19 protein-coding genes and 1 pseudogene are annotated in these 21,867 nt (G+C 70.0%); 10 read left to right on the top strand and 10 right to left on the bottom strand.

From position 1 onward, the window contains the following. Window positions 1-251: 251 nt before the first annotated feature. Together ACGFZA_RS04220 and ACGFZA_RS04215 are read right to left on the bottom strand one after the other, a co-directional pair. Window positions 252-1,298, bottom strand: coding sequence for a family 2 encapsulin nanocompartment cargo protein polyprenyl transferase (locus ACGFZA_RS04220; protein WP_393676996.1), 1,047 nt, complete (start codon window positions 1,296-1,298; stop codon window positions 252-254). 140 nt (window positions 1,299-1,438) lie between these two features. Beyond that, on the bottom strand, window positions 1,439-2,845 hold the full coding sequence (locus ACGFZA_RS04215; protein ID WP_385275292.1) for a family 2B encapsulin nanocompartment shell protein: 1,407 nt from the start codon (window positions 2,843-2,845) through the stop codon (window positions 1,439-1,441). Between the two features lie 179 nt (window positions 2,846-3,024). On the opposite strand from ACGFZA_RS04215, the gene ACGFZA_RS04210 reads away from it, so the two are divergent. The 4 genes from ACGFZA_RS04210 to ACGFZA_RS04195 all read left to right on the top strand — a co-directional run bounded on the left by ACGFZA_RS04210 (window position 3,025) and on the right by ACGFZA_RS04195 (window position 6,491). Continuing rightward, on the top strand, window positions 3,025-3,474 hold the full coding sequence (locus tag ACGFZA_RS04210) for an RrF2 family transcriptional regulator (protein WP_385275289.1): 450 nt from the start codon (window positions 3,025-3,027) through the stop codon (window positions 3,472-3,474). A gap of 91 nt (window positions 3,475-3,565) precedes the next feature. Beyond that, the gene (locus ACGFZA_RS04205) at window positions 3,566-4,762 is read left to right on the top strand and encodes a globin domain-containing protein (RefSeq protein WP_393676993.1); all 1,197 of its coding nucleotides are present in this window, start codon (window positions 3,566-3,568) and stop codon (window positions 4,760-4,762) included. 179 nt (window positions 4,763-4,941) lie between these two features. Beyond that, the gene (locus ACGFZA_RS04200) at window positions 4,942-5,532 is read left to right on the top strand and encodes an N-acetylmuramoyl-L-alanine amidase (protein ID WP_385275284.1); all 591 of its coding nucleotides are present in this window, start codon (window positions 4,942-4,944) and stop codon (window positions 5,530-5,532) included. Window positions 5,533-5,573: 41 nt separating this feature from the next. Then, window positions 5,574-6,491 (top strand): 1-aminocyclopropane-1-carboxylate deaminase/D-cysteine desulfhydrase, encoded by a 918-nt coding sequence (locus ACGFZA_RS04195; protein ID WP_385275281.1) that lies wholly within the window; start codon window positions 5,574-5,576, stop codon window positions 6,489-6,491. A 175-nt stretch (window positions 6,492-6,666) separates the two neighbouring features. Here ACGFZA_RS04195 and ACGFZA_RS04190 read toward each other — a convergent pair whose 3' ends face one another. Further along, window positions 6,667-8,268 (bottom strand): Na+/H+ antiporter, encoded by a 1,602-nt coding sequence (locus ACGFZA_RS04190; protein ID WP_385275278.1) that lies wholly within the window; start codon window positions 8,266-8,268, stop codon window positions 6,667-6,669. Between the two features lie 35 nt (window positions 8,269-8,303). Here ACGFZA_RS04190 and ACGFZA_RS04185 point away from each other — a divergent pair, with 35 nt between their 5' ends. From ACGFZA_RS04185 to ACGFZA_RS04175, 3 genes and pseudogenes are all read left to right on the top strand, one after another. Continuing rightward, window positions 8,304-8,564, top strand: coding sequence for a UBP-type zinc finger domain-containing protein (locus ACGFZA_RS04185; RefSeq protein ID WP_385275276.1), 261 nt, complete (start codon window positions 8,304-8,306; stop codon window positions 8,562-8,564). A 231-nt stretch (window positions 8,565-8,795) separates the two neighbouring features. Continuing rightward, window positions 8,796-9,209, top strand: a complete 414-nt coding sequence (locus ACGFZA_RS04180; protein ID WP_067163834.1) for an anti-sigma regulatory factor — start codon at window positions 8,796-8,798, stop codon at window positions 9,207-9,209. Continuing rightward, window positions 9,170-10,186: pseudogene (locus ACGFZA_RS04175) on the top strand (RNA polymerase sigma factor SigF); the annotation flags it as partial. The gene ACGFZA_RS04180 and the pseudogene ACGFZA_RS04175, both read left to right, overlap by 40 nt. 191 nt (window positions 10,187-10,377) lie before the next feature. On the opposite strand, the gene ACGFZA_RS04170 reads toward ACGFZA_RS04175, so the two are convergent. Further along, on the bottom strand, window positions 10,378-10,770 hold the full coding sequence (locus ACGFZA_RS04170; protein ID WP_385275786.1) for a hypothetical protein: 393 nt from the start codon (window positions 10,768-10,770) through the stop codon (window positions 10,378-10,380). Between the two features lie 244 nt (window positions 10,771-11,014). Between ACGFZA_RS04170 and ACGFZA_RS04165 the strand changes: the two genes are divergently transcribed. Both ACGFZA_RS04165 and ACGFZA_RS04160 read left to right on the top strand, forming a co-directional pair. Continuing rightward, window positions 11,015-11,983: a diacylglycerol kinase family protein gene (locus tag ACGFZA_RS04165; RefSeq protein WP_327708920.1), complete on the top strand. Its 969-nt coding sequence runs from the start codon at window positions 11,015-11,017 to the stop codon at window positions 11,981-11,983. Between the two features lie 318 nt (window positions 11,984-12,301). Continuing rightward, complete coding sequence (locus ACGFZA_RS04160) at window positions 12,302-12,559, top strand: WhiB family transcriptional regulator (RefSeq protein WP_003953983.1); 258 nt, start codon at window positions 12,302-12,304, stop codon at window positions 12,557-12,559. Window positions 12,560-12,717: 158 nt separating this feature from the next. Here ACGFZA_RS04160 and ACGFZA_RS04155 read toward each other — a convergent pair whose 3' ends face one another. After that, on the bottom strand, window positions 12,718-14,184 hold the full coding sequence (locus ACGFZA_RS04155) for a sensor histidine kinase (protein ID WP_385275783.1): 1,467 nt from the start codon (window positions 14,182-14,184) through the stop codon (window positions 12,718-12,720). Between the two features lie 364 nt (window positions 14,185-14,548). Next, window positions 14,549-15,619, bottom strand: a complete 1,071-nt coding sequence (locus ACGFZA_RS04150) for an SIS domain-containing protein (protein WP_385275272.1) — start codon at window positions 15,617-15,619, stop codon at window positions 14,549-14,551. Window positions 15,620-15,836: 217 nt separating this feature from the next. On the opposite strand from ACGFZA_RS04150, the gene nagB reads away from it, so the two are divergent. Beyond that, on the top strand, window positions 15,837-16,622 hold the full coding sequence (gene nagB / locus ACGFZA_RS04145; protein ID WP_385275269.1) for a glucosamine-6-phosphate deaminase: 786 nt from the start codon (window positions 15,837-15,839) through the stop codon (window positions 16,620-16,622). A gap of 205 nt (window positions 16,623-16,827) precedes the next feature. Here the strand turns inward: nagB and ACGFZA_RS04140 are convergent, their stop codons facing one another. The 4 genes from ACGFZA_RS04140 to ACGFZA_RS04125 form a co-directional block, all read right to left on the bottom strand. Then, window positions 16,828-18,363 (bottom strand): glycoside hydrolase family 3 protein, encoded by a 1,536-nt coding sequence (locus ACGFZA_RS04140; protein ID WP_385275267.1) that lies wholly within the window; start codon window positions 18,361-18,363, stop codon window positions 16,828-16,830. Window positions 18,364-18,372: 9 nt separating this feature from the next. Continuing rightward, a complete protein-coding gene (locus ACGFZA_RS04135) occupies window positions 18,373-19,236 on the bottom strand; it encodes a carbohydrate ABC transporter permease (RefSeq protein ID WP_385275265.1) in 864 nt (287 codons plus the stop codon). Beyond that, a complete protein-coding gene (locus tag ACGFZA_RS04130; protein WP_385275262.1) occupies window positions 19,233-20,246 on the bottom strand; it encodes a carbohydrate ABC transporter permease in 1,014 nt (337 codons plus the stop codon). The genes ACGFZA_RS04135 and ACGFZA_RS04130 overlap by 4 nt, the downstream gene beginning before the upstream one ends. Before the next feature lie 128 nt (window positions 20,247-20,374). Continuing rightward, the gene (locus ACGFZA_RS04125; protein ID WP_385275296.1) at window positions 20,375-21,673 is read right to left on the bottom strand and encodes a sugar ABC transporter substrate-binding protein; all 1,299 of its coding nucleotides are present in this window, start codon (window positions 21,671-21,673) and stop codon (window positions 20,375-20,377) included. Between the last annotated feature and the right edge of the window lie 194 nt (window positions 21,674-21,867).

Raw genomic sequence — 21,867 nt, 5'->3', positions numbered from 1 at the left:
GACCGATTCCCGATCCGCTCCGGCCTCTCCCCCGCTCCACCCTCGCCCTCATTCGCACCCTCCCCCGCGCTCTCCCCTCGCCCTTCGTCACACCCCCTTGCGCTCTCCCTTCGCCCTCATTCGCGCCCTCCCCTGCGCTCGCCCCCTGCCCCTCCTCGCGTCGCCCCCTCCCCCCTTCTTCGCACCCCCTTGCGCTCTCCCCTCGCCCTCCCATGCGGCTTACGTTCCGATGGCGCGGAACCTGCGGTCAGTCAGTGCGTCCGACGCGTGACGAACTCGGCCAGGGCCAGGAGGTCGCCCGCCGCCGACAGGTCGGGCACGGCCCGGGACAGGTGGTGCACCGCTCGGGCCATCCGATCCGCGGCACCGGCCTGGGCCCAGTCGCGGCCGCCCGCCCGCTCCACGGCGTCGGAAGCGCGGCTCACCTCACTGGACGTGTTCATGGGGCCCCGGTAGAGCGCGGCGAGCTCCGCCGCCGCCGGGGTGCCCGAGGTCAGGGCCGCGACGACGGGCAGCGACTTCTTGTGGGCCGAGAGGTCGGCGCCGACCGGCTTCCCGGTCTGGGTGGGGTCGCCCCAGATGCCGATCAGGTCGTCGATGAGCTGGAAGGCGAGTCCGGCCTCCCTGCCGAAGCCGTCCATCGCGCTCACGGCACGCTCCTCCACGCCCGCGTAGAGCGCACCCAGCGCGCATGCGCAGCCGAGCAGCGCACCCGTCTTCGCCGTCGCCATGGTGAGGCACTCGTCCAGCGAGACCTCGTCCGGTCCGCGTTCCTCGAAGGCGCAGTCCGCCTGCTGGCCCGCGCACAGCTCGATGACGCAGGTGGAGAGCCGGGCCGAGGCGCGGGCCGACACCGAGCGGGCGTCCTCGGCGAGGAGCCGCTGGGCGAGGGCGAGCATGGCGTCACCCGCGATGACGGCGTCCGGGATGCCGAAGACCGTCCAGGCCGTGGCCCGGTGCCGGCGGGTGCGGTCCTCGTCGATGACGTCGTCGTGCAACAGGGTGAAGTTATGGGCCAGTTCCACCGCGACGGCCGCCCGTACGGCCTCCCTCGGGTCACCGCCGAGCGCCCTGGTGGCGGCGAGGACGAGCGCCGGTCTGATCGCCTTTCCGGAGCCGCCCGCGGCGGGGCTGCCGTCGGCGTGCTCCCAGCCGAAGTGGTACATCGCCACGCGCCGGATCGACCCCGGCAGCGAGGCGACCGCGGCCCGCAGATGCGGATCGACGAGGGTCCGGGTGTACTCCAGGAGTGCCGCGGCCTCATTGCCCTCGGTGGCGGCGGCGTCGGTACGGGTCATGGTCAATCGGTCACCCCGGTCGTTGCCGCCCCCGGCCCCGGTGGCTGTCGCCCCGGGGCCGGGGACGTGGGTGGTTGCTGTGGGTGCGCCGGCTGCGGCCGACGGGGTCCCGGACCCGGCGGGACCGGGACCCCGTGGACTCACCGCCAGCGGCTGACCTCGACGTTCTCCAGGACACCGAGGGCGTCCGGGACCAGTACGGCCGCGGAGTAGTAGGCCGTCACGAGGTAGGAGATGATCGCCTGCTCGTCGATCCCCATGAAGCGGACCGACAGGCTGGGTTCGATCTCGTCCGGGATGCCCGTCTGCTGGAGGCCGATGACGCCCTGTTCGGCCTCGCCGGTCCTCATACAGATGATCGACGTGGTGCGCGCTTCCGTGACCGGGATCTTGTTGGACGGGAAGATCGGGACCCCGCGCCAGGCCGGCACGTGGTGTCCGCCGACGTCCACGCTCTCCGGCACCAGACCGCGCTTGTTGCACTCCCGGCCGAAGGCGGCGATGGCCCGCGGGTGGGCGAGGAAGAGCTTCGATCCGCGGCGGCGCGACAGCAGTTCGTCCATGTCGTCGGGGGTGGGCGCCCCGTCGTGCGGCTGGAGCCGCTGCCCGTAGTCGCAGTTGTTGAGCAGGCCGAACTCCCGGTTGTTGATGAGCTCGTGCTCCTGGCGCTCACGCAGCGCCTCGACCGTGAGCCGCAACTGCTGCTCGGTCTGGTTCATCGGCTGGTTGTAGAGGTCGGCGACCCTGCTGTGGACCTTCAGCACGGTCTGCGCGACGCTCAGTTCGTACTCGCGGGGCGCGGCCTCGTAGTCCACGTACGTGTGCGGGACGACGGCCTCGCCGACATGGCCCGCGGACAGGTCGATCTCCGCCTCGCCGTAGTTGTTGGTGCGCTGCTGCGGAATGGCGAGCAGCCCGGCGAGATGGCTGCTCAGCGATTCGGCCCGCTCGGCGAGGTTGAGCACATCGGCCCGGCTCAGTGTCAGAACCGTGCACGCCGTGACGGCGCGGGCCGTGTACTCCCAGACGGCGTCGCCCTCGATCAGGGAGTGGTCGCCGAAGTACGCCCCGTCCGCGTGGACGCCGAGCACCGTCTCGTCCCCGTAGGGACCGGTGCCGACCTTCTCGACCTTTCCGTGCGCCAGCAGGAAGACCCGGTCCGCCGCCTCTCCCGCCGTCGCCAGGAGCTGGCCGGCGGAAATCTCGCGCTGCTCGCACCTCCTGGCCAGTTCGGCGAGGACTTCCTCGTCCCCGAAGTCCCTCAGGGCCGGCAGTTCACCGAGCTCGGCCGGAATGACCGAGACCCGGTCCCCGGTCTGCACGAACGTCACCCGGCCGTCCCCGACCGAGTAGCTCAGCCGGCGGTTGACCCGGTAGGTGCCGCCCTGCACCTGGACCCACGGCAGCATCTTCAGCAGCCACCGCGAGGTGATCTCCTGCATCTGCGGAGCGGACTTGGTGGTCGTCGCGAGGTTCCGCGCGGCTGCCGTGCCAAGACTCTGCTGCGGCGGCACCTGCGCGTTCTGAACCTCTTCGCCAACGGACATCTGTCGTCCTCTCGATTCATCAGCTGACCTGCGAGAAGAACCTTTCAGCATGAGGACTCGGCACGCCATTACACAAAAGAGTGTGACTAATCGGGCTTTGGGTTGGGCACAACGCTGCGCGACGCCCGCCGAGTCGAATAATTTGCATACGGAATGCAAATTCACTTACCGTGACCGGCATGCGGCTGACGAGATTCACGGACGTGGCGTTGCGCGTGCTGATGCGCCTCGCTGTCGTGGAGGGCGAGGATCCGCCGACCACCCGGGAGGTGGCGGCGACCATGCAGGTGCCGTACACCCACGCCGCGAAGGTCGTGGCCCGCCTCCAGCACCTCGGCCTGGTCGAGGCGCGGCGGGGCCGCGGCGGCGGACTCTCCCTCACCCCGGCCGGGCGCTCCGCCTCCATCGGCGGGCTCGTCCGCGAACTGGAGGGCCCGGGCGACGTCGTCGAGTGCGAGGGCGCCACCCCGTGCCCCCTGCGGTCCGCCTGCCGGCTGCGCAACGCCCTGCGGGCGGCCTCGGAGGCCTTCTACGCCTCACTGGACCCGCTGACCGTCGCCGAACTGGTCTCCTCGCCGACCGGCCCCCTGCTGATCGGGATCAGCAGCAGGCCGCCGGCAGGCGACTGACCACCCCCGCCACACCGGGCCGACGGCCCGGTTCCTACACTGCTCTTAAATACGCATCTGAGATGCCAATTATGAATCCGAGGAGTCACCGATGCTCTCCGAGCCGTCGACCGCCACCGTCCGTGCCACCCTGCCCGCCGTCGGCGCGGCCATCGGGGACATCGCCGATCTCTTCTACCGCAATCTGTTCGACGCCCATCCGGAGCTGCTGCGCGACCTGTTCAACCGCGGGAACCAGGCCTCCGGCACTCAGCGCCAGGCTCTCGCCGGTTCCATCGCCGCGTTCGCGACCCAGCTGGTCGAACACCCGGACACCCGCCCCGACGTGATGCTCGGCCGCATCGCGCACAAGCACGCCTCGCTCGGTGTCACGGCCGCCCAGTACGACGTCGTGCACACACACCTGTTCGCCGCCATCGCCGAGGTGCTCGGCGACGCGGTGACGCCCGAGGTCGCGGCCGCCTGGGACGAGGTCTACTGGCTGATGGCCAACGCGCTGATCGCCATCGAGGAGCGGCTGTACGCGCAGCAGGGCGTCGTCGCCGGTGACGTGTGGCGCGACTGGGAGGTGGTCTCCCGGACCGAGGAGACCGCGGACGTCGCCACGTTCCGGATCCGCCCCGCGGACGGGTCCCCCGCCCCCGCCTTCCACCCCGGCCAGTACGTGTCCGTGCAGGTGGAACTTCCCGACGGCGCCCGCCAGATACGCCAGTACAGCCTCTCCTCAGCGCCCGGTTCGGCGGTTCGCTCGTTCACCGTCAAGCGCGTGCACGGCGACGAGGCCCCCGACGGCGAGGTCTCGCGGCACCTGCACGCAGAGGTCGGGGCCGGCGACCGGCTCCGGGTCTCGGCCCCGTACGGCGACCTCGTACTGAAGTCCGCCGACGCCCCGCTCCTGCTCGCCTCCGCGGGCATCGGCTGCACCCCGATGCTGTCCATGCTGGAACACCTCGCGGACGCCGGTCACCGCGCGCCGGTGACCGTGGTGCACGGCGACCGCTCTCCCGCCGACCACGCACTGCGCGCCGACCACGCCCTGTTCACCGCCGGTCTCCCGGACGCATCGGCGCACTTCTGGTACGAGTCCCCCGAGCCCGGCCACCCCGCGGACCGCACCGGCCGGGTCGACCTCACCGGTGTGGTGATCCCGTCCGGGACCCACGCCTACCTCTGCGGCCCGCTGCCCTTCATGCGGGCCGTGCGCACCCAGCTGCTCGCCAAGGGGGTCCCGGCGGCCGACATCCACTACGAGGTGTTCGGCCCCGACCTGTGGCTCGCCCAGGACTGAGAGGCAGCCCCGGCCACCCGGCCGCGCCCGGATCCCGGGCGGTGTTCGCGGAATTGACCGGATCGGCTCGCACAGCGCCCGAACAGGGCCCCGGATTCCACCCGTGGCTGGTCCGGGGCCCCTCCCGTCGGGTACAAGCGCTGTACGGACAAACTCCCCCACGCACGAAGGAGTCGGTCATGTCCTCACCCATGTCCGCGAGCACCTTTCTCGACGCCCTCAAGGACGAAGGGCTCACCGTCGTCCAGGTCGGCGACTGGCGCACGCACAACCGCAACCACAAGGGCCCCTGGGGGCCGGTCAACGGCGTGATGATCCATCACACCGTCACCAGCGGCACCGCCGCGACCGTCCGGATCTGCCGCGACGGCTACCCCGCACTGCCGGGGCCGCTGTGTCACGGCGTCATCGCCAAGGACGGCCGGGTCCACCTGGTCGGCTACGGACGGGCCAACCACGCCGGGCTCGGCGACGACGACGTGCTGCGCGCCGTCGTCGCGGAGAAGCGCCTGCCGTCGGACAACGAGGCCAACACCGACGGGAACCGGCACTTCTACGGCTTCGAGTGCGAGAACCTCGGCGACGGCAAGGACCCCTGGCCCGCCGTCCAGCTCGAAGCCATCGAGAAGGTCGCGGCCGCGATCTGCCGCCACCACCACTGGACCTCCCGGTCCGTCATCGGCCACCGGGAGTGGCAGCCCGGAAAGGTCGATCCGCTCGGCTTCTCGATGACCACCATGCGGGCGCGGATCCACGACCGGCTGAAGTAGCCGGACACCCGCTCCGGCCGGGGCGCGGCCACAATGGAGCCATGTCCTCCGTGCCCGCCGACGCGCTCGGCCTCTCCCGCCTGCAGCCGGTGCTCCCCTCGCCCCTGCAGCCGGCCGAGGACGAGCGCTTCGCCCGGCACGGCGTGACGCTGCTCCTCAAGCGCGACGACCTGATCCACCCGGACCTGCCGGGCAACAAATGGCGCAAGCTCGCCCCGAACCTCCGCGCCGCCGCCGGCCGCCCCGTGCTGACCTTCGGCGGCGCGTACTCCAACCACCTGCGGGCCACCGCCGCAGCGGGCCGGCTGCTGGGCTTCCGCACCGTCGGCGTCGTCCGGGGAGACGAACTCGCCCACCGCCCGCTCAACCCGTCGCTCGCCCGGTGCGCGGCCGACGGGATGCGGCTCCACTTCGTGGACCGGCGGACCTACCGCGCCAAGGCCGATCCGCAGGTCCTGGCCGCCCTGCTGAGCGCCCACGGCGAGTGCGAGGTCATCCCGGAGGGCGGCAGCAACGCTCCGGCCGCACAGGGCTGCACAGAGCTCGGCCGTGAACTGCGCGGAGCCGTCGACGTGGCGGCGGTGGCCTGCGGCACCGGCGGCACCCTCGCCGGACTCGCCGCGGGACTGGCACCCGGGCAGCGCGCACTCGGCATCCCGGTGCTGCGCGGCGGCTTCCTGGGGGACGCGGTGCGGGACCTCCAGCGGGAGGCGTTCGGCGGTCCCGCCGGCACGTGGTCCCTCGACGACCGCTTCCACTTCGGCGGGTACGCCCGCACCACCCCCGCGCTGCATGCCTTCGCCGACGACTTCGAGGACCGTCACGGGCTGCCGGTCGAACGGCTCTATGTGGCCAAACTCCTCTACGCGCTCACCACGCTGGCCGAGGAGGGTGCCTTCCCCGCCGGAACCGCCGTCGCGGCCGTCGTCACGGGCCGCCCGGACCAGGGCGTGTGGTGAAAGTGGCGTCGTCCGCCCGGAGGGCGGGGCTCGCGGCGTCCGGGCGGGTCATCGCAAAGCGGAGGGTCGCCCGCGTACCGGACGTACTCGGGCGATCCCGACAACGCGGCGAGGTGCCGTGCCAGGTGTCGCGAGCCAGACGGGACTTTCACCACACGCCCCAGCCCCTGGAGGATCAGCCGTCCGCATCCTCCCGGTAGGCCGCGGCCTCCTCCAGGTCGAGGCGCCTGAGCAGGGTCCGCATCATCTCGTCGTCGATGCTGCGCTCGTCCCGCAGCCGTACGAAGACCTCACGCTCCGCCTCGATCATCTCGCCGGCCAGCCGCCTGTAGGTGTCGTCCGCCGACTCCCCCGTCACCGGATTGGCCGCACCGAGCCGCTCCCAGACGGCGTTGCGGCGGCGCTCCAGGACCGTGCGCAGCCGGTCGGTGAGCGGCTGGGGCAGGCGATTGCGCCGGTCGGTGAGCAGTTCCTCCAGGCGCGCCTCCGCGGCCGCGGACGCCGTGCTCTGGGCCTGCGCCTCGGCGAGCGTCTCGGCCTGCCGGTCGCGGCCCGGAAGCTTCAGGACCTTCACCATGACCGGCAGGGTGAGCCCCTGGACGACCAGGGTGCCGATGACCGTGGTGAACGTCAGGAACAGCACGAGGTTGCGCGCCGGGAACGCCTCGCCGTCGCTCGTGACCATGGGGATGGAGAAGGCGATGGCGAGTGAGACGACGCCGCGCATCCCGGCCCAGCCGACGATCAGCGGCGAGGTCCAGTTGGTCTCGGGCTCGCGTTCCCTGATGCGTTTCGACAGCAGGCGTGGCACATAGGTCGCCGGATAGACCCAGACGAACCGGACCACGACGACCGCGAGGAACACCGCCACCGCGTACCAGAGGGCCTCGGTCACGGCGTACGTACCGAGCCCCTTCAGCACGAAGGGCAGCTGGAGACCGATCAGGGCGAAGACGGCGGACTCCAGGATGAACGCGACCATCTTCCAGACGGCGGCCTCCTGGAGTCTGGTGGCGAAGTCGACCTGCCAGGAGCGGTGGCCCAGATAGAGCGCGACCACGACGACGGCGAGCACTCCGGAGGCGTGCACGCGTTCGGCGGCGGCGTACGCCACGAACGGGATCAGGAGCGACAGGGTGTTCTGGAGCAGGGGCTCCCTGAGGTGGGTGCGGAGCCAGTGCAGCGGCACCATGAGGACCAGGCCGACCCCCACCCCGCCGACCGAGGCCAGCAGGAACTCGCCGATCCCGGCGCCCCAGCTCATGCCCTCGCCCACGGCCGCGGCGAGCGCCACCTTGTAGGCGGTGATCGCGGTGGCGTCGTTCACCAGGGATTCGCCCTGCAGGATCGTCGTGACCCGGGCGGGCAGGCCGACCCGGCGGGCGATGGCCGCGGCGGTGACGGCGTCCGGCGGGGCGATCACGGCGCCCAGCACCAGTGCCGCCGTGAGCGGCAGCTCGGGCACCAGCCGGTACGCGAGCCAGCCCACCGCGACGGTGGCGAACAGCACGTAGCCGACGGAGAGCAGGGCGACGGGGCGGATATTGGCCCGCAGGTCCAGGTAGGAACTGTCCACGGCCGCCGTGTAGAGCAGCGGCGGCAGCAGGAGCGGCAGCACGATGTGCGCGTCCAGCGTGTACTCCGGCACCCCGGGCAGGTAGGCGCCGATCAGCCCGAGGGCCACCAGCAGCAGGGGGGCCGGCACCGGCGTCCGGCGAGCCAGACCGGCTGTCGCCGCACTGGCCGCGACCAGTGCCACCAGTGGCAATGCGTCCATCTCACGGTCCTCGCATCCGTCGTAACCTGGCCATCATGAGCGAGTGCCCGCATGTACCGGACCTGCCGCGCCCCGAACCCGCAGCCCTCTCCGAGACCTGTCTCGCATGTGTGGCGGCGGGCACCCACCCCGTGCAACTGCGACTCTGCCTGACCTGCGGCCATGTCGGCTGCTGCGATTCGTCGCCCCTGCGGCACGCCACGGGGCACTTCGAGGAGACCGGCCATCCGGTGATGCGGAGCTTCGAGGCCGGCGAGAGCTGGCGTTGGTGCTTCGAGGACGGTTCGATCGTCTGACGTCTGGGTACGTCAAACCGGCGCCTGTTGTTCGTAATTGACCGCCGCAGACCTCTAGCCACTGTGTGTACTCATGGGCTTACCATGAGTGACAGTCATGGGATGGGGTCTCGGCGACACGGCATCATGGATCGCGATAGCGTCGCCGGACCAAGAACCGAAGACGTACCGCATGGCTCCGGGCGACCCTTCCCGGATCCTCGAAGAGTTTGTGCCACCTTGGAGGTGAGGGTGTCCCAGATCGCAGGCGAGCCCGGGAATCAGGACTTCGTAGAGGTCCGGCTGCCCGCTGCGGGTGCCTACCTGTCGGTGCTGCGTACGGCCACGGCCGGCCTCGCAGCGCGTTTGGACTTCACTCTCGACGAGATCGAGGATCTTCGCATCGCGGTCGACGAGGCCTGCGCGATCCTGCTCCAGCAGGCCGTGCCCGGCTCCGTCCTCAGCTGCGTGTTCCGGCTCGTCGACGATTCTCTTGAGGTGACGGTGTCGGCCCCCACGACGGACGGCCGGGCCCCGGAGCGCGACACGTTCGCCTGGACGGTGCTCTCCGCACTGGCCGGAAAGGTCGACTCCTCGGTCGCCGATGACCGTACGGTCAGCATCAGCCTGTACAAACAGCGCGGCGCGGGACCCGGGCCGGCGTGAGCAACGGGAACGGGGACGGTCCTGTGCGGGACGAGACGATCCGACCAGGGGTGGTGCGCTCAGCAGGCATCCCGGAACAGCAGGCCCTGCCTCATCCGGTGGACGGGGCGGACCTGCCCCGTGCGGTGGACGGGACGGACGGGCCCGCCGGCATTACGGTCGCGGTGGAGCAGTCGCAGGCGGAGCGGGCAGGCCAGATGAGCGAGCACGGGCACCACGATCCACACGACCGCAGCGGAGCGCGGGCGTTGTTCATCGAGCTGGGCAAGCTCCCGGACGGCTCGCCCGAGAAGGCGGAGCTGCGCAACCGGCTGGTGCGGATGCACCTGCCGCTGGTGGAGCACCTGGCCCGGCGCTTCCGCAACCGGGGCGAGCCGCTGGACGACCTGACCCAGGTCGCCACGATCGGCCTGATCAAGTCGGTGGACCGGTTCGACCCGGAGCGCGGCGTCGAGTTCTCGACGTACGCGACACCCACGGTCGTCGGTGAGATCAAGCGGCACTTCCGCGACAAGGGCTGGGCGGTGCGCGTGCCGCGCCGCCTCCAGGAGCTGCGGCTCTCGCTGACCACGGCGACCGCGGAGCTCTCCCAGCAGCACGGCCGCTCGCCCACAGTGCACGAGCTGGCGGAGCGGCTGGGCATCTCCGAGGAAGAGGTCCTGGAGGGTCTGGAATCGGCCAATGCGTACAGCACGCTCTCGCTGGACGTGCCGGACACGGACGACGAGTCCCCCGCGGTCGCGGACACGCTCGGCTCCGAGGACGAGGCGCTGGAGGGCGTCGAGTACCGGGAGTCGCTCAAACCGCTGCTGGAGGACCTGCCACCGCGGGAGAAGCGGATTCTGCTGCTGCGGTTCTTCGGCAACATGACCCAGTCGCAGATCGCGCAGGAGGTCGGCATCTCGCAGATGCATGTGTCCCGGCTGCTGGCCCGCACACTCGCACAGCTGCGCGAGCGGCTGCTCGTCGAGGAGTAGACGAGCCGGGGGCGGACGGTCCGCGTCCCCCCTGGCCCGGCCGAGCGACTGCCCGGCCGTCTCGCCCTGCCCCGTCGCCCCTGGTCCCGCCGAGCGGCTGGCGGGCCCTCCGTCCCCGGTCCCGCCGAGCGACCGGCGGGCCGTAGCTCCCGGTCCCGGGCCGGCGGCTGCCGGGCCGCCCCGTCGGGTCCTCAGGCGTCGGCGCCGTCCGCGTCGGAACGCGTGCCCGGCCGGCGGATGCCGAGCGCCTCGATGGTCGCCGGCCGCGCCAGCTGGTAGAGCGCGGTCAGCGCCGCCACCGCGAGCACGATCCCGGCCGGGATCAGCACCCCGTGGGACCGCAGCAGCGTCCAGGCCACCGGGAGCGCGATGATCTGCGTGATGAGCGCGGGTCCGCGGCTCCAGCTGCGCCGCTGAAGCAGTCCACGGGCGGCGAAGACCGGAATCAGCCCCAGCGCGATCACCGTCAGACCGCCCATTTCGGCCTGCTGCGGGCTGTCGGGGCGGCCGAGCAGCCCCATGACCAGCATGTAGACACCGCCGATGACAAGGGCCGCGCCTTCGAGGGCGTTGAGTCCGGCCACGAGTGTGATCCTGGCCGGCTTCGGCGATGCGGCCGAGGGCATCGACGAGGGCGCGTTCTGCTGAGTACTCACCCTTGCAGGTTGGCATCCCCGGCGCACGAAAGGGAAGCCGGGGTCGGAACACCACCGGACCACCCCGGGACGGCGCACACGACCCGTCGCCCCGCAGCCCCTCCGTCACTCAGCGTGAAGGTGACCGGGCAGGACTTCAGGCCGATACCTCGCGGTAGGTAGTCTGGCAGTCATGCGCGCACTTCTTGTGGTCAATCCAGCTGCCACCACCACCAGTGCGCGGACCCGTGACGTGCTGATTCATGCACTGGCCAGCGAGATGAAGCTGGAGGCCGTGTCCACGGAGTACCGCGGACACGCCCGTGACCTGGGACGACGGGCCGCCGACAGCGACGACATCGATCTCGTGGTCGCGCTCGGCGGCGACGGCACGGTCAACGAGGTCGTGAACGGGCTGCTCCACAACGGCCCCGACATCGACAACCTGCCGAAACTCGCCGTGGTCCCCGGCGGCTCCACCAATGTCTTCGCGCGCGCCCTCGGCCTGCCGAACGACGCGGTGGAGGCGACCGGCGCCATCCTGGACGCCCTGGCGAACCGCACCGAGCGCACCGTTGGCCTGGGCCTGGCGGCCGGCACCCCCGGTACCGAGGACGAATCGGTCCCCGAACGTTGGTTCACCTTCTGCGCCGGCCTCGGATTCGATGCCGGCGTGATCGGTCGCGTCGAACAGCAGCGCGAGCGCGGCAAGCGTTCGACCCATGCGCTGTACGTGCGCCAGGTGATGCGCCAGTTCCTGGAGGAGCCGCATCGGCGCCAGGGGCTGATCACGCTCGACGTGCCCGGCCAGGACCCGGTCACCGACCTCGCGCTCTCCATAATCTGCAACACGGCCCCCTGGACCTACCTGGGGAACCGGCCGATGTACGCCTCTCCGAAGGCGTCGTTCGACACCGCCCTGGACGTCCTCGGCCTGCAACGTCTGTCCACCGCGGCGGTCACCCGGTACGCCACCCAGCTGCTCACTTCGAGCCCCGAGAAGGGCCCGCGAGGCAAGCACGCGGTTTCACTGCATGACCTCACGGACTTCACCTTGCATTCAAAGGCCCCACTGCCCTTCCAGATGGACGGTGACCACCTGGGGCTGCGTACAAGTGTGACGTTCACAGGCGTACGCCGTGCACTGCGTGTGATTGTGTGAGTGGAAGGGACCAAAGTCCTTTAACTCGAACGTTTGGACTGGCTTCCACCCTCTAGAAGTACGGCTGTGACCTAGCCGACACCGAGGAATCAAAAAAAACTTTCCAGAAGGGGTTGTATCCGTCGCCGAGGTTTGCGAATCTCTACATGGCGATCGGGACGGCCCGCAACAACGGCCTCCACTGAGAGCCAGAACCCCTCCTCACTGCACAGGACCACAACCAGTTCATCTGGGCGTCGGCCCGACACTTGCGGGGGGATTCGTGAAAGCGTTCACATTCACAAGCCACAGTACGTATACCAAGGAGAGGTAGCAGCCATGGACTGGCGTCACAACGCCGTTTGTCGTGAGGAAGACCCGGAGCTGTTCTTCCCCATCGGCAACACCGGTCCTGCGCTGCTGCAGATCGAGGAAGCCAAGGCCGTCTGCCGTCGCTGCCCCGTCATGGAGCAGTGCCTGCAGTGGGCGCTCGAGTCCGGCCAGGACTCCGGCGTCTGGGGTGGCCTCAGCGAGGACGAGCGCCGCGCAATGAAGCGCCGCGCCGCTCGCAACCGGGCGCGCAACGCAAGCGCCTGACCGACGCCACCGCTACGAACCTCAGCCAGGCGGCGCGTACAGAGCGTACGCATCACCCCGCCCCCCGAGTCGCAGCGCGCAGTACCCCCGAAGCGCATGCTTGACCAGAGAGCCCGGACCGTTCACCAACGGCCCGGGCTCTCTGCTGTGCGCACGTCCTACTTGTCGACGCGGACCGGGATGTCGAGGACGACCTGAGTACCCCGCTCGGGTGCCGGCACCATGCCGAACGAACCGCCCAACTCGCCCGCGACCAGCGTCCGCACGATCTGGAGTCCCAGATTTCCGGCACGCTGCGGGTCGAAGCCCTCGGGCAGACCGCAGCCGTCGTCCTGCACGGTGATCAACAACCGCCCCTCGGTGGGCGAACCGCCGCGCACCGCGGACACCTCGACGGTGCCGGACTCGGCCACGCCGAACGCGTGCTCCAGAGCGTTCTGCAGCACCTCGGTGAGGACCATCGCCAGCGGTGTGGCCACTTCGGCGTCGAGGATGCCGAAGCGTCCCGTGCGACGGCAGGTGACCTTGCCCGGGGAGATCTCGGCGACCATCGCGATGACGCGGTCGGCGATCTCGTCGAACTCCACCCGCTCGTCCAGATTCTGGGACAGCGTCTCATGGACGATGGCGATCGAACCGACGCGCCGCACCGCCTCGTTGAGCGCCTCGCGGCCCTGCGGGGAGTCCATCCGCCGGGCCTGCAGGCGCAACAGGGCGGCAACCGTCTGGAGGTTGTTCTTCACCCGGTGGTGGATCTCCCGGATGGTGGCGTCCTTGGTGATCAACTCGCGCTCGCGGCGACGCAGTTCGGTGACGTCACGCAGCAGGACCAGGGAGCCGATGCGGACCCCCTTGGGCTTGAGCGGGATCGCCCGGAGCTGGATCACTCCGCCCGTGCACTCCACCTCGAACTCACGGGGGGCGTACCCGCTGGCGAGTTTGACGAGCGCCTCGTCCACCGGGCCCCGGGAGGGCGCGAGTTCGGCGGTGATCTTGCCGAGGTGCTGTCCGACCAGGTCGGAGGCGAGACCGAGACGGTGGTAGGCGGAGAGGCCGTTGGGGCTGGCGTACTGGACGACGCCGTCGGCGTCGAGGCGGACCAGCCCGTCACCGACCCGCGGCGAGGCGTCCATGTCGACCTGCTGGCCGGGGAACGGGAAGGACCCGGCCGCGATCATCTGGGCCAGGTCGGAGGCCGACTGGAGGTAGGTGAGCTCCAGTCGCGACGGCGTGCGGACCGTGAGCAGGTTGGTGTTGCGGGCGATGACGCCCAGGACACGGCCGTCCCTGCGGACGGGGATCGACTCGACCCGTACGGGAACCTCCTCGCGCCACTCCGGGTCACCCTCGCGCACGATGCGGCCCTCGTCCAGCGCCGCGTCCAGCAGCGGACGGCGGCCGCGCGGGACCAGATGGCCGACCATGTCGTCCTGGTAGGAGGTGGGGCCGGTGTTGGGCCGCATCTGGGCGACGGACACGTAGCGGGTACCGTCACGCGTCGGGACCCAGAGGACGAGGTCGGCGAAGGACAGGTCGGAGAGCAGTTGCCACTCCGAGACCAGCAGATGGAGCCACTCGAGGTCGGTGTCACTCAGGGCGGTGTGCTGGCGGACGAGGTCGTTCATGGAGGGCACGTGTGCGAGCGTACCTGTGGATGTGCACAGGTTCCGAACCGGACGTCACGCCCGTACGTGAAGGGGGAAGGACCGGAATTCACCGTGCACCACGGATGGACACGGGTGAATGGTCTAGTCCACAATGCTCAAGACAGAGCCTCCGCTCTCCCCGCACAGGAGAGCGGAACGAGGTACCCGCGCTCTCTGCCCTGACTGCGCCGGTATCTCCCCCGGCCGGGGGCACCGCACACCGCCGGCCGGAACGACCGCCCGTAACGGGCGGTCCTGCTCCGGGCTGCGGTGCTGGTCGGGCTGAGGGTCCCGGCCCGGCGCCGCGGCCCGCGGGTGTTTCCGGGGGCGGATCAGGCGCCCCTCAGCGGGTCTCGGTGACCTTCGCGAGCGCGCGCGGCGCGTCCGGGTCCTGGCCGCGCGCGATCGTCACCTCGTAGGCCAGCATCTGCAGCGGCAGGATCTCCAGGATCGGCTGGACCTCCTCCGCGACGCCGGCCGTCGGCAGCACGAAGCCGGCGGAGGCCGCTTCCACCTGGGCCTTCGGGCCGACCACGAAGAGGTCCGCCCCGCGGCCGCGCAGCCGGTCGAGCACCGGCTGGAGGGCCTCGCCGCCCCGGCCATCGGTGACCACGGCGATCACCGGGGAGATGTTGTCGACCATGGCGAGCGGGCCGTGCAGCAGATCGGCGCCCGAGTAGGACAGGGCGGGGATGTAGCTCGTCTCCATCAGCTTCAGGGCGGCCTCCTTGGCGGTGGGATAGCCGTAGCCGCGCGAGGTGATGACCATGCGCTCGGCGAAGCGGTAGCGGGAGGCCAGCGCCTTCACCTCGTCCTTGCGGGCCAGGATCGCCTCGGCGAGTTCGGGCAGGATCCGGGCGGCGGCCCCGTCGCCGCCCCGCAGGCCCTCGACGAAGAGGTACAGGGAGAGCAGGGAGGCGGTGTAGGTCTTGGTGGCCGGCAGGGCCTTCTCCGGGCCCGCCAGGATGTCGATGTGGTACTCGGAGACCGCGGCGAGCGGCGAGTCCGGGCTGTTGGTCACCGCCAGGGTGACCGCGCCGGCCTCCCGGGCCGCCTTCGTCGACGCCACCAGGTCGGGCGAGCCACCGGACTGGCTCACGGTGATGACCAGGACGTCCTTCAGGTCGGGCTTCGCGCCGTACGCGGTGGTCGTGGACATCGAGGCCAGACCACAGGGCAGTCCGAGCGTGATCTCCATCAGGTACTTCGCGTAGAGCGCGGCGTTGTCCGACGTGCCGCGGGCGGTGAGCAGGACGAAGCGGGGCTTCCTGGCCGCGATCTCGGCGGCGACGGCGCGGATGGCGGGCGCCCCCCGGTCGAGGATGCGCCGGAGCATCCCGGGCTGCTCGGCCATCTCTCCGGACATGATCCGGCCCGGCTGCTCGCCCTCGCCGGCCGGGTACGTGGCGGACATGTCTGGTGCCTCCCGGGGGTGTCATGGTGCGTCGGTCAAGTCGAACACGGGGCACCGGGGACCCGCCAGCGGACGGCCTCCCGGCCCGCCCGTGCCCGGGTGTTCCGAAACGTCCCCCGAAGGCTTCCGGGGACCGTGTCCAGGGGCGCGAGGTCTGCTAGATTAGACTTAGATTGGTCTATACCACATATCGTCACTCCAGATCGGCAGGCCCCGCGTGGAAGTTGTCATCGTCCCGGACGCCAAGGCAGGCGGCGAACTGATCGCGGGGGCCATCGGCGCCCTGCTGAGCCGCAAGCCCGACGCCCTTCTCGGCGTTGCCACCGGCTCGACCCCGCTGCCCATCTACCAGGCACTGGCGGACAAGGTCCGCTCCGGCGCCGTGGACGCCTCGCGTGCCCGCATCTGCCAGCTCGACGAGTACGTGGGGCTGCCGGCGGGCCACCCGGAGTCGTACCGCTCCGTCGTACTGCGCGAGGTCGTCGAGCCGCTCGGGCTCTCCGAAGCCTCGTTCATGGGTCCCGACGGCTCCGCCGAGGACGTCCAGGCCGCCTGTGAGGCGTACGACAAGGCGCTCGCCGAGGCCGGTGGCGTGGACCTCCAGCTGCTCGGCATCGGTACCGACGGGCACATCGGCTTCAACGAGCCGTGCTCCTCGCTCGCGTCCCGTACCCGGATCAAGACGCTGACCGAGCAGACCCGGGTCGACAACGCGCGCTTCTTCGACAACGACATCGAGCAGGTGCCGCACCACGTCATCACCCAGGGCATCGGCACGATCCTGGAGTCCCGCCACCCGATCCTGCTCGCGACGGGCGAGGGCAAGGCCGACGCCGTGGCGCAGACGGTCGAGGGGCCGATCGCCTCGATCGTGCCCGCGTCCGCGCTGCAGTTGCACCCGCACGCGACCGTCGTGGTCGACGAGGCGGCGGCGTCCAAGCTGAAGCTGGCGGACTACTTCCGCGCCACGTATGCGGCGAAGCCGCTGTGGCAGGGCATTTAGTCCCTGGCGGTACGCGAGAGGGCCGGGACACCGTGTGGTGTCCCGGCCCTCTCGCGTGCGGGTGTCCCGCCTGCTGCCTTTTGTCCTCGGACGCCGGACGGGCTTGGTCGCGCCCGGCGCCGCCCGCCCCGCCCGACGTCCGTCCTCGAACGCCGGAGGGGCCTGGCTGCGCCCGGCCGGCCCGAGGGCGTGGGGCGGGGGTGGGTCAGTGGCCGGTGATGGCCTCCGCCGCCGCCAGGCCGCAGACCCTGGCAGCACCGTGGGTGGCGATGTGCAGGGCGCCCCTGGGCTCGGCCTGGGGGACGCCCATCTCGACCACGATCGTGTCCGGACGCGCCGCGAGCACCGCGTCGAGGGCCTCGGTCATCCACGGGTGGCGGTGCGCGTCGCGGACGACCACGACGATGCGCCGCTCCCCCGCGGCCCGCAGCACACCGGCCGCGAGCGCCTCGGTCTCGCCGCTGTAGGTGTCGGTCCCGGTACCGGGCACCAGCCGGGCCAGTTCGGCGGCGACGCCCCACGGGGTCTCGGCACCGACCGCGATGTTCGCGACCGGGGTGAGCGCGGCGACGTACGCCGGTCCGGTGAGCGGTTCGCCCGTGCCGGTCACCTTCACCGCACGGCGGGCGGCGATCAGACCGATGTCCGAGCCGATGCCGGCACTGTCTCCGGTGCCGGGCGCGATCCCCTCCTGCGCTGCCGCGCCCGGCTCCGGGACAGCCCCTCTGACCCGCTGCGTCCAGGACGCGAGGGCCCGTACCCGGGCGGCGGCATCCGCCAGCCGCTCCTCGGGCAGTTCACCGGCACGGACCGCCGCGACCAGCGCGTCGCGCAGCCGCAGGACCGTGCTGTCGTCGTCGAGGCCGCCGCCGACGCAGAGCGCGTCGGCACCCGCCGCGATCGCGAGCACCGAGCCGCGCTCGATCCCGTACGTCGAGGCGATGGCCTGCATCTCCACGGCGTCGGTGACGATCAGGCCGTCGTAACCCAGCTCCTCGCGCAGCAGACCGGTCAGGATCTGCGGGCTCAGGGTCGCCGGGCGGTGCGGGTCGAGCGCGGGAAGCAGGATGTGCGCGCTCATCACCGACTTGGAACCCGCCGCGATGGCAGCCCTGAAGGGCACCAGTTCACGGGCGTGCAGGGTCTCCAGGTCCACGTCGATGCGGGGCAGCGCGTGGTGCGAGTCGACCGCAGTGTCGCCGTGCCCCGGGAAGTGCTTGGTGCAGGCGGCGACGCCGGCGGCCTGGAGGCCCTCGACGTACGCGGCGGTGTGGCGGGCGACCAGGTGGGGGTCGGCGCCGAAGGACCGGACCCCGATGACCGGGTTGCCCGGGTTGGAGTTGACGTCCGCGGAGGGCGCCCAGTTGAGGTTGACGCCGCAGTCGGCGAGCCGGCGGCCCAGCTCCCGGGCCACGGCGCGGGTCAGTGCGACGTCGTCGACGGAGCCGAGCGCCAGGTTGCCGGGGAAGGACGAGCCGTGACGCACCTCCAGCCGGGTGACGTCGCCGCCCTCCTCGTCGATGGCGACGAGCACGTCGTCCCGCTCGGCGCGGAGCTGCGCGGTGAGCGCGGCGAGCTGCTCGGGCGTCTCGATGTTGCGGCCGAACAGACCGACGGAGGAGAGACCTTCGCCTACGCGGCGCAGCAGCCAGTCCGGTGCGGTGGTACCGGTGAAGCCCGGCTGCAGCACGGCGAGGGCGTCACGGGTGACGGTGTCCGTGGTGGATACGAGGGTGGTCATGGGGAGGCGTTATCCCTTCACGGCGCCGGAGGTGAGGCCCGCGGCCATCTTCTTCTGGACGATCATGAAGAAGATGACGACCGGAAGGGCGATCATGGTCGATGCCGCCATCAGGGCGCCATAGTCCGTACCGCGCTCACTCGTGAACGTCATCAGCCACACGTTGAGCGTGTACTTGGAGTTGTCGTTGATCAGGATGTACGCGAAGAGGTATTCGTTCCACGCGTTCACGAGCGCGAAGATCGACGCGGCGGCGAGGCCGGGTGCGAGCAGCGGCAGGATCACGCGGCGGAAGGCGCCGAAGCGGGTGCAGCCGTCCACCATGGCGGACTCCTCGAGCTCCACCGGGATGTTCACCACGAAGCCGCGGATCATGATCGTCGCGAACGGCAGGGTGGAGACCAGGTAGACGACGATCAGGCTCCAGTACTCGTCGATCCCGCCCATGGCGTTGAGCTGGGCGTAGATCGGGATGAGCATCGCCGTCGGCGGCAGCATCTGGACCAGGATGAGGATGAGGACCAGGGTCTTGCGGCCGAAGAAGCGGAACCGGCCGATGGCGAGCGCCGCCAGGGTGGCGATGATCATGCCGCCGACGACGGCGGTGACGGAGACGATCAGGCTGGACTGGATCGCGGTGCCGAAGTTCGGCTGCTCCGTGGCCCGGACGAAGTTGTCGAAGGTGATCGACGAGGGCCAGAGCGTCTGGTCGTACGAGCGGATCTCGCGGCTGGGCCGCAGTGCGCTGATGACCAGCCAGTAGACCGGGAAGACCATGACCAGGGCGATGCCCAGACCGAGGATGTTCAGGCCGACGCGGGTCTTCTTGCGGTCCGGGCGCAGGACCTGTGGTGTGTCGGTCGTGGTGCTCATTCGACCTCTCCCGTCTTCATGAGCTGGCGCAGGTAGTACACGGCCACGCCGGACAGCAGCAGCACCGTGATCAGGGCGATCGCGGTGCCCTGACTGAAGGAGGTGGACTCGAAGGCCTTCGAGTAGGAGTAGAGGCCGAGGGTCTCGTACTCCGGCTCGGGCTTGCTGCCGCGCAGCAGCCAGATCTGGCCGAAGACGTTGAAGTCCCAGATCACCGAAAGGGTGGCCACCATGCTGAACACCGGCTTGATGACCGGCCAGGTGACGAAGCGGTAGACGCCGTAGCTGCTGGCGCCGTCGAGCGAGGCGGCCTCTTCCAGTTCCTGGGGGACCTGGGTGAGGGCCGCGTACAGCGTGACGACGACGAAGGGGATGGCGCCCCAGACCACCAGCAGGGTGATGATCGCGAAGCCCTGGATCGGGTCCAGGTACCAGTTGTGGCCGAGGAAGTCCTCGCCGACGACCTTCGCGATGAGGGTGTTGATGAGCCCGTAGTCGGAGTCGGCCATGAACCGGAAGATCGAGGCGGCGACCATCAGCGGCATCGACCAGGCGGCGATCAGGCAGAACGTCAGGATCAGCCGGACCCAGTTGGACAGGCGCCGCATCAGCAGGGCGATCAGCAGGCCGATGCCCATGGTCAGCGACACGCAGATGGCCATGAAGACGATCGTGCGGAAGGTGACCCACCAGAACTCGGAGTCGCCGAGGATGTTGGTGAACTGGTCCAGTCCGACCCAGGGCGCGGGTTCACCGCTCCACAGCTCGCGCCGGCCCATGTCCTGGAAGGACATGATGACGGTCTTGCCGAGCGGGTAGAGGTAGACGGCGGCGATCGCCACGATCGCCGGGAGGATCAGGAAGTAGGGGAGGAGTTCGCCCTTCTTCCGCTTCCTCTTCTGTGGACGGGGGCCCTTGCCGTCCTCGGCGGACAGCGGGCTCTCCGCCAGCTTGGGATCACGTGGTACGGGGACCGGTGGCCCGGCGGCCTTGGTATCGGCGGCAGTCACGTGGCGACCTTCCATCGCGGGTCCGAGGCAGTCCCCGGAAAACACGGCGTTCTTTGCGAAAGGAGCGGGGGCCCGGCGCAGTGCCGGGCCCCCGCCTGGCGATCAGAAGGCGAAGGCCCTCTTGTTGATCAGGCCTTCTTGTTGATCAGCGCGTCGATCTCGCTGTCCGCCTTCTTGGCGGCGTCGGCGACCGAGGTGCCCTTGAGGATCTTCAGGAGCATGTTCTCCAGAATCTCCTCCTTCTCGATCGAGGCCCAGCCCGGCGCGATGGGCGTGAACCAGGCGTCCGGCACCGCGTTGGCGATGGCGGCCGTCTCGGGCTTGGCCTTCAGCGGCTCAAGCTGCTTCTCGTTGTTGGGGAGGATGTTCTTCGACGCGAGGACCTCCATGGACTTCGCGTTGGTGAAGAGCGAGATCCACTCCTGGCCGAGGTCCTGGACCTTCGACTTGGAGACGACGGCCAGGTCGGAACCACCGATGAAGGACGGGAGCGCCTTGCCGTTCGGGCCGGGCATACCGGCCGTCGCGATCTTGCCCTCGAGCTTCGGGTTGCCGTTCTCGCCGGTGGTGACGCCGCCGGCCTCCCAGGCCTGGCCGTAGATGACCGCGGCCTTCTCGTTGGCCATGACGTTGGCGTGGTCCTGCTCGTCCTTCGTCTGGTCGGCCTTGTTGTACTTCTTGACCAGGTCGACGAAGTGCTGGATGCCCTTCTGCGCCTCGGGGCTGGAGAGGCTGGCCTTCCACTCCTTGGAGCCCTCGTCGTACTTGGCGATCTGGCCGCCGTACGCCGCGACGTAGGACATGGCGGCGTACCAGTAACGGCCCGGGTAGTAGAGGGACGAGGCGCGCTTGTCCTTCTTCGCGAGCTCGGCCGAGACCTTGTCCATGGCCTTGAGGAACTCGTCCTCGTTCTGCGGGAGGACGTCGCTGCCGGTACCGGCCTTCAGCATGTCCTTGTTGTAGACCGCGAGACGGGCGCTGGCGTAGTACGGGACGCAGTAGGTCTTGCCCTCGTAGGAGCAGGTGTCCTTCAGACCCTTGATCCAGGTGTCCGAGTTCTCGTACTTCTTGGTGTCGACCTCGGCGAGCGCACCATTGAGGATGTACTGCATGGTCTCGGTGTTGCCGAGCTCGACAACGTCCGGGAACTTGTCGCCACCGAGGGAGGTGTCGAGCTTCTTTACCTTGTCCGCCCACTGCTGGTACTGGACCTTGACCGTGACGTTCGGGTACTTCTTCTTGAACTCGGCATTGGCGTCCTTGACCAGTTCCGGCCAGGTCGACTGGGCCTCGCCCATGAGCCAGACGGTCAGGTTCTCCTTGCGGTCCTTCGGGTCCTTCGACGATGCACTGTCGTCGGAACCACATGCCGCCACGGAAACCAACATGCCCGCGACGCCGATCGCCGCGATGAGCTTGCGCTTCACGCCACCCTCCTCAGGGATGCTGCAACCCCCCGCCCACCGCGCAAAATCGTCGACGAGTACTACTGGGGCTGGGACCTGGTCTTTAATGGTTTAGACCAGTACCGGGAGCTTGGCCTAGACCTTTAGGGGTGTCAAGGGTGTATAAGAAGTGCACTCGCGTCCGTTATAGGACCGACACCTGAGGGAGGGCGACG

This window comes from Streptomyces sp. NPDC048211 (assembly GCF_043202315.1).
In the GTDB taxonomy this organism is placed as follows: domain Bacteria; phylum Actinomycetota; class Actinomycetes; order Streptomycetales; family Streptomycetaceae; genus Streptomyces.
Note: the sequence above shows the minus strand (reverse complement) of the source record. Positions and strands in the feature narration are given on the sequence as shown.